Origin of the sequence: Tengunoibacter tsumagoiensis (genome assembly GCF_003967535.1) — a bacterium.
GTDB classification, from domain to species: domain Bacteria; phylum Chloroflexota; class Ktedonobacteria; order Ktedonobacterales; family Ktedonobacteraceae; genus Tengunoibacter; species Tengunoibacter tsumagoiensis.
On record NZ_BIFR01000001.1, the window covers coordinates 3,861,463 to 3,876,670 of the forward strand.

Below are 15,208 nucleotides of genomic sequence, written 5' to 3' on the forward strand. Positions count from 1 at the left end.
GACCAGAACAGGTAGAAAGACAGGGATGTATGCAGATTGTTACCATAGATCGTCACAATGCCGCGCATGCACGCGGCATTGTGATTGTGATTGATGTTATTCGCGCATTTAGTGTTGCTGGCTATGCCTTTGCGGAAGAGGCTCACAGCCTCTGGCTGGTTCGCAGCGCAGAAGAGGCTCGGGCACTGCAACAACTCGCCCCGGATGCCTTACTTGGTGGAGAGATTGGTGGCCGCCTGATACCGGGCTTTGATTTCAATAATTCTCCCTCGCAGATGGCGGCCCGTGATGTACGCGGTAAACGCCTGATTCAACGAACTGGCGCAGGCACGCAAGGGGCCGTCAATGCTTCAGATGGGGCCAGCATCATTCTGTTATGCGCCCTGACAAATGCACAAGCAACAGCAGAATATGCCAGACAACGGTCAATCAAAACAGGTGAGGTCATCACCATCCTGCCCACTGCCCATTCCGCTGAGGATCCAACATGCTTTGAGGATGAGGCCTGCGCACAATATATTGAAGCTCTGCTTCATCAAGATAAACAGGCCCAAACATTGTTGGAAACGGCTATCCACCAGCTTCAAACAGCAGGGCGGTTTGATGCCTGGAAACAGGGCTATCCAGATTTGCCGTTCGCCGATATTGAAGCAGTGCTCCAGATCAACCGTTTCCCTTTTGCAATGATTGGCACACGCAAGGAATGGCAAGGGATTACATACGTTGAAGTACACCAATATAAGCTCGCTTAAGGCGTCAAACGAGCGCCCTGGGGTATTCGAAACGTTCTTTGAAACCATTGTGAATCAATGACATTGTTTGATTATCTTTGCGGTCTTTGCCAGAGTATCGTGGTGCCACGTTCCAGCAACACGCAATCCTTGGGACGAGCGTTCGCAGGCTCCCCCTTCTTACGGGAAAAGGCGAGATATCCCGTCGAATAAATCGAGTTGATCTGTTTGATCCATGTTCCTTTGACTCGGACGACATCCCCTTTGCGAAAGCCCTCCAGTTCCGTGTTGAGTTGATAGCGCACCCGCCCTTGCCCCTTGCGCGGCAAATCGTGGTACTGCCGTCGTGTTTGACGAGGGCGGAACCCAATGCGATAAAATCGCTCTCGTTGCCAGGGAACCAGTTCTCCGGTGTCGTAGGTCGCGATGCACAGGGCGTCACTGTCGTGTTCCTTCGGCAATTCCTGCTGCTTTCTCCAGGTGGCCGTTTGATACCCAAAGAGCGTTGAGAGCGGAAGCGCGCTTCCAAGTGTGGTGTACAGATACGTTTTGCCTTGCATGGACCGTTGCGCGATGTGATCAAGATGGCCGCTCACACCTGAAACTTCGAGCGTGATTTTCCCCGCATGCACCCCGTGATGACACGACTCGCACAGGGTCAACAGATTGCTCAGTGTGTCTTTTCCCCCATGCTGACGATACTGCACATGATGGGCTTCCAGACGCACCTCCCGTTTGCCGCAGTGTTGGCACTGGTAGCGATCTCGCAGCAAGCACGCGATGCGCAGGTTCTCATCCAGGCGTTTGGAATCTTGATAGCGACTGCCTTGTACCGTCGGATCATTGAGCCGGGCAATATCCACCTGGACATCCTCAATGACGATCCGAGTGATGGGCAAGGGCAGCCGTCGTACCACCCGGATCACCTCTTCCACGTTGGTCTTGATGGAAGGCGGCAGCCTGCCACTGCGCTTGCTGGATGCCCGGTTCAATATTCGACAGGGACGATACCAGCGGCGGTTCCGGCGACTGCGCCGATGCGCACGCCGTGCGTCGAGCTTTTCTTTGACATCCTTGCGATGCAGGATCTCTCCTGACAGCAGGATTTCTCCTCGGCCCACACAGGCAAAGCCCGTCGTTGAACTGCCCTTATCAATGCCAACCACCACGTCCTGGACCTGCTCTTCGCAGTCCCAGCGCAGTTGAATGGTAAAGGGCGCACGGTGCTTCACTTTGGCTCGACCATCCCGCAACAGCTTGCGTGCCTTTGATGGCTTGCAAGGCATCAAGGGGTGTCCATTTTGATTGATGACATACACCAACTGGGTCATGCTGTAAGCGCTCCTTTCGGAGTAAATGCTCCTCGCGGCGTTCAAGAGGGTTGTCACGTGCAGCACACGTCTGCTTTCGCTTCTCCTTAATGCAGCACCACAGAGCCTGGAGCTGGAACAAACACCCCAGGGTGTGATACACCTCTCGAACTCCTGTTCCACCGAAGTGAAGCCCGCTGGTAGCTCCATAACCGAACAAATCAAGGATTCGCTAGATTTTAGGAACTATTCTTTTCCAGCCATAGTACCGATAACGCTTTAGAAGGTATGCGAAATACCTTCTAAAGAGAGCAACCAGGATTTAGTAGGTAATCCGCTTCCATAACCTGTTAAGGTTCCATTACGACCAATGACACGATGGCATGGGACGATGATAGGAACAGGATTAGCCCCATTGGCTGCACCAACCGCTCGTGAAGCTTTAGGCTGGCCAATGGCCTGTGCAATCTCGCTATAACTGCACGTCTTCCCATAAGGAATCTTTGTGAGTGCCTGCCAGACAAGGAGTTGAAACGGTGTCCCATGGAGATCAAGCGGACAGGTAAATTGCACGCACTCGCCAGCAAAGTAACGATGCAATTCTTCCTGTGCCTTCTCTAACAAAGGATTACCGATATGCGTAATATTTTCAAGCCGAAACCAGCGTCTGGTCTGAGCTATACCATCCTCTAACGAGGTACCTGGTGTTCCAACCCAGCAGATACCATATCTCGTTGCAAAAATGTAGCAGATGCCTCGTACACTGGGTACAGAGCACCAATAAAGTGTCTCCGTCTGTATTTGCCGTACAGCCATAGTATCCTCCACTCTATAGATCAATTAGCAAGAGCTTAACACGGGTTTAAACGAATAACAAGTACAACAGGACATTTAGCGGGTAGACAAACGTCCTCTTTCAAACATCAAAAGCACCGAAATCAATGAAATCTGGCAATCCCTGGATGTTCAAAGGCAAAAACGCTTGACAATTAGAAACTGGGCAAGTACACTCGATACAATGGAATGGACAATCCCATCTTCGTTTTATACATGGCCAAACAGCCCATGTTTCACAGGGAGATCCAGACGGCACATGGCTCCGCCCAATATGGGAGGAGAAGACTAACAGAAATAGTCATCGATTCTTAGGAGAGCACTTTTCGATGCGTGAAGTTGTTATGGCTCGGCAACAACAAAACCTGAGCAGGCGGTTCTATCCCTTTATCCCTCCCAATGCGCAATCATTCCTCAAGAGTTTAATACTTCATCAATAGAGAAAAACATGAATTATCTCTGTATCATTTTCATACAGGTTCTATGTATTTTCTACTCCTATTCAATAATCTGTTTTAACAGACAAGAAAGCGCTGGCGACATTGCTTAGTCAACCATTGTGCTCTATCCATTCAATAACCAGCATCCTCAATGGAGAGGAGGTGAAAAGATGAGAGGAAAATTACGAGACAAACGAGGAGGCAGTAAAGAGAGCGGTTTCAAACACGAAGTGCTAGAGCAGAAACGCTCGACAAAACGTGTTCTGCGTCCCACAATCTGGACTGAAGAGGAAGATGACGACTTCGACTTCGAGCTCGACCTCGAGACAGAAGAATTAGAAGAAGAGAAAGAGCCTGTGGCTCAGCTCCCACAAAAAAAGTAACATGTTCTTAAAAGGGCAGGTTTCTCTCATCTCCTGAGAAACCTGCCCTCTTGCTTTCTTCCCATCCACGATGTTCCAGCCGCGATTAACTACTATACCTTACACATCTGGAGCAATTATTCCTGAATGAGCGAAAACTATAGCTACTGGCCCGGTCGGTCCCGGAGGATAGGCTGCCACTGGCTCGCTTGGTCCAGGAGGATAACTGGCCACCAGTTTGGTCGGTCCCGGAGGATAGGCGGCTACTGGCTCGCTTGGTCCAGGAGGATAACTGCTCACTGGCTCACTCGGTCCAGGAGGATAGGCCGCCTGTGCGCGCATATGAAGGACTCTCCCTGTGCTAATCTCAGGGGCGATAAGTTGATGTCCAGGTGCATTGAGTGCTAAGGTAAGAGCAACCAGAGCAATGCTTACCCCCATAAAAGAACGTACCACTCGCATAAAAACTATCTCCTTTGCATGAATAATGAACTGTTTCTATTGATCTGCATCTCTGATGAAGCAAGACCTCATCAATATTGATTTCTAACTGATTTCTATAGGAAGAATACTCGAAAATTCAGCCATTGCCATGCAACAAAAGATGTATCAACAGGCGTATCCTTAGAAAGGGCCGCGTTACACCTAAAGGATCATCCCAGGTTGGGGGGATCATTCAGTTCCGTTCTGTTCGCCCCAAAACAACTGAAGGCTCACAAACGCCTTGCTTCTTCAAGAGTGGTTAAAATAGTCCTCGGAAGGACGATCTGATAGGTCTCACCAAGCTGTTCAACGAGCTGACAGAGCTGAGTAGGACCAAGAGACCAGGCAAGAACATACAGATTGAGAAAAAGGGGATGGTGGCGTTTCTTACGGCGACTGGCCCATTTAATCAGCATCAAGGCCTGTTTTACTGATCCAGCCAGACCGATATTACGGTAGATTGGCAAGTTAGAAACAGACCTATAGCTTCCACGATTGACCCAGAAACCGGTACCTGTGAGAAGCCCCTGTACTCCATAAGGAATAAGGGTCTGGGCAAATATATGTTGCCGAGAACACGCTGTAAAGGCCATCCCCGTCAGGCTCAGTTTGGAGAGCAATGGTAATCCAGAGCGTGTAAGTGGGTCAACATCCAATATCTGAACAGTTGTCATTCCCAATGCTTGCATTGCGGCCCCTGTGCGCTGTACAAAGGGGACAAGATGCTGAACAGGCCAACGAGAAGGAAACATATACCCAATACCACTTGGTCCAGCAATAAATTCATCGTTTGGTGTAGCGGTCGAGAGATAATGATTCGTCAGAGCAGGAGCCATCTGTAATAATGCTGGCGAAAAGGTCCAACCAAGCGGAAGAACCCCACGCTGTGGGTCTTGCCAGAGCCTCAATAGATGATGTTGACAATATTGCAGATTATCACCCTCACTCAACGTGAAGGAGAGATAGATCTTTTGTGGATCGAGCACGAGGTTCGATTTTTGAGGGAGATGTGGTCGAACGACTGGCGCAGGAAGCGAGATGAGCACTTCAAGATTACTACAAAAATCGCTTGCATAGACCGACAGAGCCGCCTCTGAAGTAAGAGCAACGCCACTGCTCTCGTGCTCAAACCAGCCTAGATGAGCTGCTCCAGCAGGAAACGCCTGAAGGAGCTTACGCATAAGCGCACGCTCGGAGCTCTGACCGTTGGAGAAAAGGGAGCGTCTCGAATCCAGCCAATAGACAAAGGTTCGGGTAGCGACAGCAAATGAACGCAACCAGGTTACACCATCTGGCTTTAAGCCTGCGACAAGACGGTCAGTTGTTAATGGCAACAGATTCTCCATAGCCCAGGTATAGGCCTGGATACGATTCTCCCAACCATATTGGCGCAGATCAACCAGGATAGGAAGGGCATATTTGTGTTGAAGTATCTCAGCTAACACTGGTGAGACAATAATGCCAGAGCGCTGGCCAGCCAGCGTAGTGGCGATATTAATCGTATCGTTGAGCTCTGGATCATAAATGATAAGGCCTGTGCAGACAGACCGATGATGCTCTAGCAGATCAAAGAGAATTGCATCTCTCACCGATGAAGGGCGCTCTTGAGGAATCGTTGAACAGATCTTCTTTAGCCAATATTCGTCATCACCATTCATCACAAGGTAGATCAAAGGTTGTGGACGATTAATCAGGCCTACCAGCGTAAGAATTGCCAATTGATAGTCCTGACTTACTCCCTCTAACGCATAGATAGTCAGGTGCTCAACCGTCTGAAACGTTGGCAGAATCTGTTCTGCCGACCAGATTACTTCAGCAGCGCTCATAGAACATACCTCTTTCCTTAGATAGATAAGAGATAGACCAGAAATATCTCCATCTCTTTTACAGATACGTCTTGCGCCCTATCCAGGCTGCATAACGATATTCTCCGAAAAGCTGGACAGATATGGCCCTTGACTATTAAGAGAAACCAGCGTATGCTTATTTTCTATCATAAAAACTGGCAAGAACGGCCTGACGTGGGTTAGAAGTGTGGGGGCTGATTGGCTCAGAGTTGAGTAAAGCAGAAAGAGGCTCCGCTATGTCTGAGAAAATGATAACACCTGAACTTTTTCGTCCTTCACTTGATTTTCCTGCTGTTTCCTATGATCAGCTCTTACGTTCCGCTGCTGAACGTAACCCGGAACGACACGCAATCATCTATCATAATCTCCGTCTGACCTATCGCGAAGTCGTTGCCATGGTCAATAGTATCGCCAATGGGCTTCATGCATTGGGCCTCCAGAAAGGCGATCGGCTCTGCCTCTTGCTAACCAATCGACCAGAATATATCATTACTTTTATTGCTGCTGCCTCTTTAGGGGTCGTTATCAGCCCGATCAATCCTGCCTATAAGGAGCGTGAGATCACCTATCAACTGGAAAACTCTGAGGCCCAGGCGATCCTCATTCAAGAAGAGCTGGCCCCACTTTTTAGTCGCGTCCTGGCACAGCATACCTTCCCCGAACTCAAACATATTCTGATCACGGGAAGCAGCGCGCCAGAAAACCTGCCAGGAGCTCTGCCATTTGCCACGTTACTACGCCAATCATCACCTCGCTATCAGGAACATGCGGTCGTAGGCAGCGAGGATCTGCTAGCGCTCCCTTACTCCTCAGGCACAACCGGGCTTCCCAAAGGCGCCATGCTTACCCACGGAAACCTGAGCATCAACAACCTCCAATTCATCACCGTTCTTGGTGCCACAGCCAATGATAAAGCGTTACTCTTTTTGCCTTTTTATCATATTTATGGCGTTATGCTCACAGGTAGCTTCCTTGCATGTGGTGGAACGCAGGTCATGATGGAACGTTTTGACCTTCAGCAATCATTGGAGCTTAGCGAGAAACATCAGATCACCTACTATTTTGCGGTCCCACCCATTATTCTTGCCCTGGCTCATTCTTCACTAAACCTGGAAAAATTAAACTCGGTCAAGTATATTTTTTCTGGAGCTGCCCCACTTCCGATTGAACCGGCTCGTATAGTACAAAGCAAGATTAAAGGGACCGTCGTCCAGGGATATGGCATGACTGAGACCTCCCCGCTCACACATTCCCAGCCATACGACCCGGAATTAATCCGGCTGGGTAGCGTTGGCTTCCCCATTCATAATACGCTGCAAAAGCTGGTTGAGATCGATGATGAGACACGAGAGGTCGCGCAGGGGGAGAATGGAGAGCTTCTCGTAAAGGGACCACAGGTAATGACAGGGTATTGGAGAGCGCCTGAAGAGACTGAACGAGTGCTGAAGGATGGCTGGTTCCATACGGGAGATATTGGGCATCTCGATGAGGATGGCTATCTCTATATTGTTGATCGCAAAAAAGAAATGATCAAATATAAAGGTTTTGGAATAGCTCCTGCAGAGATAGAGACCACTTTATTAGAGCATCCAGCCATCGTCGATGCCGCAGTTATTGGCATTCCCGATCCAGAGACTGGTGAACAGGTCAAAGGTTTTATCGTGGTCCGACCAGGAGCATCAGTCACGAGAGAAGAGATTATAAGCTTCGTCAATGGTCGGTTGGCAGGATACAAACATATACACGTCCTCGAAATTATTGACGCTATTCCTAAAACCACATCCGGGAAAATCTTGCGTCGGACGCTGAAAGAGCGAGAGCAGACGAGCTAACGAGATACTATCGAAGGGTTCTTTAGAGAAGGGTTCTTGAAAAGGAAAGTCTTCATTGCAAGACGCTTGTTTGATCTCAGGGGATGCCATAAAACTTGTAGGATGGGATCTTGAACACCAGATCTGCCCTTTAAGTTCTATGGCACCTTGATGAAGCTCCAACACAACGCCTTCAAAAGGCTTGCATTGAACGATAGTGACTCTGTCTCAGATTGACAACACACAGGTCTATCCTTGTAGGAATCAATCCGCAAGAGGACAGATCAAGAGATAAGACCACCCAGGAACAGTCCTCGGGCCATAATCTCACCCGCCAGTGCACAGACAACCACAAGATAAAGCATACCCGTTGCTGATTGGAAAGAGCGATCACGAATCAGCTTCCAGCTCAGTCCACCCAGAACCAGAGGCATCAGGAAGGCAACCAGAATACGAATCCAGCTAATTGCCCCTATACTCAACGGTGTCACAACAGGAGCACCTTCAGGCTTGACCTGACCAGCGGGCGCCGATCCAGTTGTTGGAGTAGGCGTGACAACAGTGGTCGCAGGTGTTGTAGAGGTTGCAGCCTGATCAAATCCAAACAGAGCAGCAGGGCTAGCAATCAGTGCAAAAGCAATCTGAGCGACGATGGCGACAAGCACCAACGTTGTAGAGAACTGAAGAGGTTTCTCAGAGAGCGCGGGAGTGACAAGGTACCAATGCCCCAACCACATCGCCGTCATAACACCACCAAGGGCAAAAGCAGCGGCAAAAAAGCCTGCAACCGTAAAGGCTCCTCCCAGGTTTCCTGCAACTACAGGACGATAAATCATAGCCGTCACAAATAAGGTTGCTAGACCGGCCAGAACGGTTGCAATACCGCTCGCCAGACGAAGGATACGGATCACGCGCCCTTGAGGAGGCCGGACCGTTTCACCTTCTGCCTTCACCTCATCCTGTATGCCTGCATGCTTATCGAAGACAAGAAACAGACTATAGGGGATCAGCAGAAGGAAGAAGAGCAAGAGAGGCAGTGAGAGCGAGCCTGTCCAGGATTGATCCAGATGCTTAAACGTATGCAGCAGTTCAGGAGTAGAAAAATTCTGCTGCAAGAGATAGGTCATACCGGCCAGGAATAGATAGATAAAAGCATAAGAGATCAGAAAACCGCGCTTCACTTCATTCCGCCAGTCGAGAAAAACCAGAACGCTTACAGCGCCAATGGAGACCTCGGCCATGACTATATACAAGGCTAAAGGTAACGTTTCTAGTCGCATGATATCCTTGTCCTTTGATTGCTTCTTTCAGGATAGGTCAGGGGAAAAAACTTTACAAGACCTGTGCAGATTATACATCTCCCGTTCGCACATGACAACGTATCGATTCAGGCAGCATGAAGCTCTCCGCTTCTGCCGACAGGGAATTTCTGCCAATCCGATTATAGGACAAACAGACTGGGCAAAAGAAGAGCGGTCTGCTCATGATACACGTATTGACAGACGCTTGCTCATAATCTACACTGAGGTCACAAAACTGACCTTACGAGAGAATCTGCTTAGTAGATTAAGATAAGAGAAAAGCCATGCCACGTTGTCCCAACCCTCGCTGCCAGCGCGATTATACTGCTGGAGATATGCAATGTAGCAACCCATTCTGCCAGTGCCTGCTGCCAGAAGCTATTGTAGCAGGTCGCTATCGCATTGAAACATTGATTGGTATTGGGGGCATGGGAGCCGTCTATCGAGCCAGCGATACATTTGAGATGAAGCAGGTAGCTCTCAAGGTTCTGACGTTTACCAACCCTAACCTTGATCTGGAGACTGGTGTCGAACGTTTTCGTCGTGAGGCACGCTACGCTCATCAACTACACCATCCCAATATTGTGCCAGTGCTAAACTTTGGACAGGATAATAAGATCCTCTACCTTGCGATGCCTCTGGTCACTGGCGGCACGCTAAAATCGCTTATGCATTCGGGACTGCCATTGCCACTCCAACAGATACAGCGTTATCTGAATGAGCTCGCATCGGCCATCGATGCCATTCATCAACATCCACAGCAAATTATTCATCGCGACATTAAGCCCTCCAATCTGCTGCTTCATCAGGATGATGGGCGGCTGGTTGTCACTGACTTCGGCATTGCACGCGCCATTCAACAGGATAAACCTCTTACTCAACGTGGGTGGCAACTTGGGACAGAACACTATATGGCCCCCGAGCAAAGGCATGGAGAGGCTGAGCCAGCCAGCGATATCTATGCCATGGGGGTTGTCGCCTATCAGATGCTCACAGGTCTACTTCCATTTCAGGCAGCTATTAAAAGCGTCAATGGTGAATTACCGACTCCAAGCGAGCTCAATTCAACATTACCAGCTACTATCGATGCGGTGATTTTGAAGGCAATGGAGATAGATCCCAGAGATCGCTATCATTCAGCCCGGGCATTTATAGCAGAGCTGAATAGCGCGATTGATGCTGAAGAGCACCTCTGGAGCGCACCAACAATTGCAGTTCCTATCGATCAGACGATTAGCCCCAAAACAGAGGCCAATGTCATCGTACGGACCGTTCTACCAGACAATCCCTGTACACAATGTGGACGAGAGAACAGACTCAGCTCTCGCTTCTGTCGCTATTGTGGCAATGGTCTCGCCAAAACGTCACCAATGGTTGAAGAAACCTGCCAGATCGGCTATGTCAGCGAGACGGGTCGCCACCTTCATGATAATGAAGATATGATGTTAGTGGTGCAAGGGTTATGTATTACCCTTACGCCACCGCCACATCCTTTTGGACTCATTGCTGTGGCTGATGGTTTACGAGGTCCTCAGGGAAGAGCGGTAGGCGGCCAGGAGGCCAGCCATCTTGCCATTGAAACAATCACAGATGTCCTGTTACCCTTACTATCGCCTCCGCCACGCACACAACTCTCCCATACGCCCTCGCTTCCAGCAGGCAGTCTGAGCACGCTCCCCATCCGTAAAATACCTCCCGATACTATCATCGAGCAATGGCTCAGAGATGCTGTGCGCCAGGCCAACCATGTGATCTACCACTGTAATGCCGATTATGAAACCGAACGTGCAAGTACACTGACAGTCGGACTCCTCTACAAGCGGCAGATCTACCTGACCAGTTATGGCGATAGCCGAGCCTATCGCTACAATAAGCACCAGGGCCTACAGCTCCTGACACAGGATACGCTGACAGCGCAACAGCAGACAGGGTATCTTGGACAGAGCTACCATATCGAGATCAAATCAACCTGTAAACAGGTTGACGTGGATGATCTCATTTTGCTCTGCACCGATGGCATCTGGAACGCGCTCGATGATCTATCTATTCAACGACTTCTGGAGGTTGGTGGCGATCCACAACTGCTGGCACTTAAGCTCGTTGAAGCTGCTAATCGGGTTGCAGGGAATGAAAATATTAGTGCCATCGTGGTACGTGTACAGTGATAGCTCTCCTCTGGATCGCATGAAAAAGGTCAGGGTCGTGTATTTATACAATCTGACTGCTTGTATGAATACACGACCCTGCCCCTCTCTGTGCTGATACTTATCTTACAGGCGGCCACTATCCTACAGCTAACAGCCAGCAGCGTAGAATCTCTGCCACGCTCCAGGCTTGTGCAAAGCAACCTCCCATGGTAAAAGGAGCTTCGGGCTCAACAACCTCACCAAGAGTGCCCAGGCAGTTCTCCCATAACGCCTCTACGAGAGGCCGAAGCAAAGGAATCAAGGCCGTACGGTCATTATAAAGGCGCAGATGAACATCCAGATAGGGGCCAAGCAGCCAGGGCCAGACGGTCCCTTGATGATAGGCCCCATCTCGTTGATGACGATCACCATGAAAATGATTCTGATAAGCCGGATCTGTAGGGCTCAGAGTACGCAGGCCCAAAGGTGTAAGAAGGTGCTCAGTAACCTGTTGAAACAGACGGGTTGTCTGGCTATCGGAGAGAAGATCAGTGGTCAGCGAAGCTGCAAACAATTGATTGGGACGTAGAGAGGCATCGTTGCGACCAGGCTCACCATCGACATCCACCACATCATAAAGATAGCCTCCTTCCTCATACCAGAAGCGAGACGCAAAGTTCTGGCGTACTTGATGGCGCAAGCGGCTATAGAGCGTTGCATCAATTGAGAGATGCACTGCCCAGTATTCCATCGCACATAAGGCATAATACCAGAGAGCATTAATCTCTACTGGCTTCCCACGTCGCGGTGTCACCACCCAATCATCAACCCTGGCATCCATCCAGGTAAGCTGCACTCCTGGAGCACCTGCGTGCAACAGACCATCGCCAGAATCAAGACCAATACCGTAATCAGTACCATCAATATGGTGTTGAATACAGCTCTGTAGTGCTGGAAAAAGTTCTTTGAGAAGTTGCCAATCGGCAGTTTTAGCAACGTAGAGATCAAGGGCACGAAAGAGCCAGAGGGTTGCATCAACAGTATTGTAGGCTCGCTCTTCACCGCTATCAGCAAATCTATTAGGGATTAATCCATTCTGCATAAATGAAACAAAGGCTTTCAACAGACCTCGCGCCTCACTATACCGCCCCGTATAGAGAAACAGACCGGGCAGAGAGATCATGCTATCGCGTCCCCAGTCGGTAAACCAGGGATATCCTGCGATAACCGTTTTGCGATCAGGCGACAGGCGCAATGGAGTTTTAGCGGCTGAATAATCTGGACGAGCCACAATAAATTGATCAGCAGCCAGTACCAGACGCGCATGCACAGGATCGGCGACCTGAAGATTATCAATGGACCGATCAGCAACGGCGAGAATCTGACGGACCCGACGCTGATGGCGCATGAGAGCCTGAGCAATAGCAGTCTCATGTTGCTGCGTCCCAAAATCATTGGATAGGTGAGGCTCAGAAGATAATACTAATGTCTTACGAATACCCGGCTGAAGAGTCAGTTGAAAATGGCCGGGCTGATAGACATCTTCACTTGCAGGCAGGCCTCGTTCGGCATCGCGACGATGCCAGATATGCCAGTACCAGAGCCCCCCGGGGGTAAATGTTGCCGTAGGATCAGCAATGAGTTGAAATGGGACAGCCTCCACAAATGCACGCACCATACATCGATTGGGCTGGCTTTCAACGAGAAAATGCCAATCATTGGAGCCGATAGTAGTGCTATGATAATCCCTGGTAAGACAAAATGGAGCAAGAGTCAGCTTGATTGTATGATCAATACGTTCGGGATGAGCAGAATCATCGTCCTGGAAAGCCCCACGCAATGTATACTGGACATAGGTCGTATTCTGACCATACTCCATCCAGATCCGCTTCTCCAGGCTAAGCGTCTCATTGAGCCGATAGACAAAACAAGGGATATCCCCTTCTAGACTAACCATCTCTAATAAAGATGCCCCATGAGGATCAAGAATACCACCTTGATATTCATTTACCCCTAACTGAAGCATCTGTCCATCAGGAAGAGCTACCGTTTCATCAACCTTTGTCACAAGAACCGTCCGCTCTACTGGCGGATGCAAAGAAGCAACCAGAAGCCCATGATATGAGCTTGTGGTTGCTCCAACAAGCGATCCAGCGGCATAACCACCCAGACCATTCGTCACCAGCCATTCTAGATCCAGGCTAGCTTGAACATTCTGACAGACCTCGGGGCCAAGCTGAAGGTGCCAGGCATTGGCAAACTGCGGCTGTCGCAATGTGGTATTTTTTTCCAAGAGCATCTTTACTTTTTCCTCTGTGAAATTTCACGAAAAACGACACTAGCGACAACGGTATGCTTAGATGGTTCCAAATCCCTATGATATTGACTATCATCTACCTATTTTCTTAAAAGATTGTCCAAAAACCATTCTTTTCAATTATACAGCTAGAGAGCAGGTCGCTCCCTCCCTCAGGAAGAAGCCTACAGCTTCTTGTCCTGAGGTCAGTGCGGATAGGACCGCAAGTTGGTGGCAGGCTCTCAAGCATGAAACACGGTCAGTCTGCAATGGATAGACGGGCGGTTAAACTAACATACTTCGCTGTAAGGGCCCTACCACCAGATGTGTTTCTATACACCCTTTACTCCATGGACAAACGAATCTGATACTGCTGCGCTCTCTTTGAGCACGCATCAACCAATGAAGAAGGACTCATTCTATGACTACTCAATAGTACTGTTTTATAACTATTAATAGCCCTATTTACGGAGAGCTTCGCGCATACGTTTGATAGCCAGACGTAAACGCTCTTCAGATTCAGTAATGGAGATGCGCAGATATCCCTCACCAGCGGGTCCAAAGTTGGTGCCTGGGGTAACAAAGACGCCTGTCTCTTCAAAGAGCCAGTTGGCAAATTCACGCGAGGTATAGCCTGTGGGGACATGAGCCCAGACATACAGTCCAGCCTGAGGCTTTTCAGCCTGCAAACCCAGCTCATTGCAGCCCTCCACCAACAGATCGCGCCGCCGCTTATAGATGGCATTGCGCTGTTCAAGCCAACTGGACGGGAGCTGAAGCGCCTCGATAGCCGCATATTGTACAGGGCGAAAGATGCCGCTATCAATATTGCTCTTCAAACGTCCAACGGCATCCACCAGTTGTGGATTACCTACTAACATTCCAATGCGAAAACCCGCCATATTATATGTTTTGCTCAATGAATGCAGTTCAACCGCCACTTCACTGGCCCCTGGAATCTGAAGAATACTCATGGGGCGAAAATCTTCAAAATAGACCTCGGCATAAGCCATATCGTGGATGATTGCCAACTGATGACGATGAGCAAATTCAACTACCTCTTCAAAAAACGCTCGATCAGCACTGGCGGCGGTAGGATTATTGGGATAGTTAAGCCAGAGGAGACGCGCTCTTGCAATAATCTCAGCAGGAATAGCTGTAAGATCAGGAAGATACCGATTAGCTTCACGTAAAGGGAGAAAATAAGGTTGTGCTCCGAGGGTAGTGCTACCAGTAACATACACAGGATAGTAGGGATCTGGAATCAGGGCGATATCGCCAGGATTAAGCACCGACTGAGCAGCATAAGCCAGCCCTTCTTTTGAACCTAGAAGCGGAAGAATATCACGCTCAGGAGTAAGCTGCACGCCAAAACGGTGTTCAAACCAATCTGCAATCGCCTCATGAAGTGCATACATGCCCCGGTATTCAGGGTAACGATGATTTACGGGATCCTGTAATGCAGACCAGAGCCGCTCAAGTACTGCCGGAGGAGCTGGAAGATCCGGGTCACCCATTGAGAGCGAGATCACATCCACACCTGCCGCCTGCCGATCGGCAATCTTTTTCTTGGCATCGGCAAAATGATAGGGAGGAAGATTATTAATCAAACGAGACAACTGCATACGCTACCTTACCTTTCACCATTCCCCCGCCTGGAGTAGATT

General features: G+C 49.4%; 11 protein-coding genes. 4 read left to right on the forward strand and 7 right to left on the reverse strand.

Annotated features, from left to right (window positions below; translation table 11 throughout):
- Window positions 1-29: 29 nt before the first annotated feature.
- Window positions 30-752: a 2-phosphosulfolactate phosphatase gene (locus EL628_RS15200; protein WP_126580774.1), complete on the forward strand. Its 723-nt coding sequence runs from the start codon at window positions 30-32 to the stop codon at window positions 750-752.
- A gap of 71 nt (window positions 753-823) precedes the next feature.
- On the opposite strand, the gene iscB is transcribed toward EL628_RS15200, so the two are convergent.
- On the reverse strand, window positions 824-2,062 hold the full coding sequence (gene iscB, locus EL628_RS15205; protein WP_161975524.1) for an RNA-guided endonuclease IscB: 1,239 nt from the start codon (window positions 2,060-2,062) through the stop codon (window positions 824-826).
- 258 nt (window positions 2,063-2,320) lie between these two features.
- On the reverse strand, window positions 2,321-2,857 hold the full coding sequence (locus tag EL628_RS30805) for a methylated-DNA--[protein]-cysteine S-methyltransferase (protein ID WP_126580776.1): 537 nt from the start codon (window positions 2,855-2,857) through the stop codon (window positions 2,321-2,323).
- A 628-nt stretch (window positions 2,858-3,485) separates the two neighbouring features.
- Between EL628_RS30805 and EL628_RS15215 the strand changes: the two genes are divergently transcribed.
- Complete coding sequence (locus EL628_RS15215; protein WP_126580777.1) at window positions 3,486-3,698, forward strand: hypothetical protein; 213 nt, start codon at window positions 3,486-3,488, stop codon at window positions 3,696-3,698.
- Between the two features lie 99 nt (window positions 3,699-3,797).
- Here EL628_RS15215 and EL628_RS15220 read toward each other — a convergent pair whose 3' ends face one another.
- Both EL628_RS15220 and EL628_RS15225 read right to left on the reverse strand, forming a co-directional pair.
- Window positions 3,798-4,139: a hypothetical protein gene (locus EL628_RS15220; protein WP_126580778.1), complete on the reverse strand. Its 342-nt coding sequence runs from the start codon at window positions 4,137-4,139 to the stop codon at window positions 3,798-3,800.
- Window positions 4,140-4,390: 251 nt separating this feature from the next.
- Window positions 4,391-5,986, reverse strand: coding sequence for a GxGYxYP domain-containing protein (locus EL628_RS15225; protein ID WP_126580779.1), 1,596 nt, complete (start codon window positions 5,984-5,986; stop codon window positions 4,391-4,393).
- Window positions 5,987-6,243: 257 nt separating this feature from the next.
- Here EL628_RS15225 and EL628_RS15230 point away from each other — a divergent pair, with 257 nt between their 5' ends.
- Window positions 6,244-7,839: a class I adenylate-forming enzyme family protein gene (locus EL628_RS15230; RefSeq protein WP_126580780.1), complete on the forward strand. Its 1,596-nt coding sequence runs from the start codon at window positions 6,244-6,246 to the stop codon at window positions 7,837-7,839.
- 263 nt (window positions 7,840-8,102) lie between these two features.
- Here the strand turns inward: EL628_RS15230 and EL628_RS15235 are convergent, their stop codons facing one another.
- A complete protein-coding gene (locus tag EL628_RS15235) occupies window positions 8,103-9,098 on the reverse strand; it encodes a hypothetical protein (protein WP_126580781.1) in 996 nt (331 codons plus the stop codon).
- A 305-nt stretch (window positions 9,099-9,403) separates the two neighbouring features.
- Between EL628_RS15235 and EL628_RS15240 the strand changes: the two genes are divergently transcribed.
- Window positions 9,404-11,284 carry a protein kinase domain-containing protein gene (locus tag EL628_RS15240; RefSeq protein WP_126580782.1) on the forward strand — a complete coding sequence of 627 codons (1,881 nt, stop codon included), beginning with the start codon at window positions 9,404-9,406 and terminating at the stop codon, window positions 11,282-11,284.
- A 118-nt stretch (window positions 11,285-11,402) separates the two neighbouring features.
- Here EL628_RS15240 and EL628_RS15245 read toward each other — a convergent pair whose 3' ends face one another.
- Together EL628_RS15245 and EL628_RS15250 are read right to left on the reverse strand one after the other, a co-directional pair.
- Window positions 11,403-13,544, reverse strand: a complete 2,142-nt coding sequence (locus EL628_RS15245) for an amylo-alpha-1,6-glucosidase (protein ID WP_126580783.1) — start codon at window positions 13,542-13,544, stop codon at window positions 11,403-11,405.
- A gap of 458 nt (window positions 13,545-14,002) precedes the next feature.
- Window positions 14,003-15,166, reverse strand: coding sequence for an LL-diaminopimelate aminotransferase (locus EL628_RS15250; protein ID WP_126580784.1), 1,164 nt, complete (start codon window positions 15,164-15,166; stop codon window positions 14,003-14,005).
- Window positions 15,167-15,208: the final 42 nt, after the last annotated feature.

Excerpts from the sequence above, each read along its gene's own strand:
- EL628_RS15200 (WP_126580774.1), top strand. The coding sequence starts at position 30 with ATGCAGATTGTTACCATAGATCGTCACAATGCCGCGCATGCACGCGGC.
- iscB (WP_161975524.1), bottom strand. The coding sequence starts at position 2,062 with ATGACCCAGTTGGTGTATGTCATCAATCAAAATGGACACCCCTTGATG.
- EL628_RS30805 (WP_126580776.1), bottom strand. The coding sequence starts at position 2,857 with ATGGCTGTACGGCAAATACAGACGGAGACACTTTATTGGTGCTCTGTA.
- EL628_RS15215 (WP_126580777.1), top strand. The coding sequence starts at position 3,486 with ATGAGAGGAAAATTACGAGACAAACGAGGAGGCAGTAAAGAGAGCGGT.
- EL628_RS15220 (WP_126580778.1), bottom strand. The coding sequence starts at position 4,139 with ATGCGAGTGGTACGTTCTTTTATGGGGGTAAGCATTGCTCTGGTTGCT.
- EL628_RS15225 (WP_126580779.1), bottom strand. The coding sequence starts at position 5,986 with ATGAGCGCTGCTGAAGTAATCTGGTCGGCAGAACAGATTCTGCCAACG.
- EL628_RS15230 (WP_126580780.1), top strand. The coding sequence starts at position 6,244 with ATGTCTGAGAAAATGATAACACCTGAACTTTTTCGTCCTTCACTTGAT.
- EL628_RS15235 (WP_126580781.1), bottom strand. The coding sequence starts at position 9,098 with ATGCGACTAGAAACGTTACCTTTAGCCTTGTATATAGTCATGGCCGAG.
- EL628_RS15240 (WP_126580782.1), top strand. The coding sequence starts at position 9,404 with ATGCCACGTTGTCCCAACCCTCGCTGCCAGCGCGATTATACTGCTGGA.
- EL628_RS15245 (WP_126580783.1), bottom strand. The coding sequence starts at position 13,544 with ATGCTCTTGGAAAAAAATACCACATTGCGACAGCCGCAGTTTGCCAAT.
- EL628_RS15250 (WP_126580784.1), bottom strand. The coding sequence starts at position 15,166 with ATGCAGTTGTCTCGTTTGATTAATAATCTTCCTCCCTATCATTTTGCC.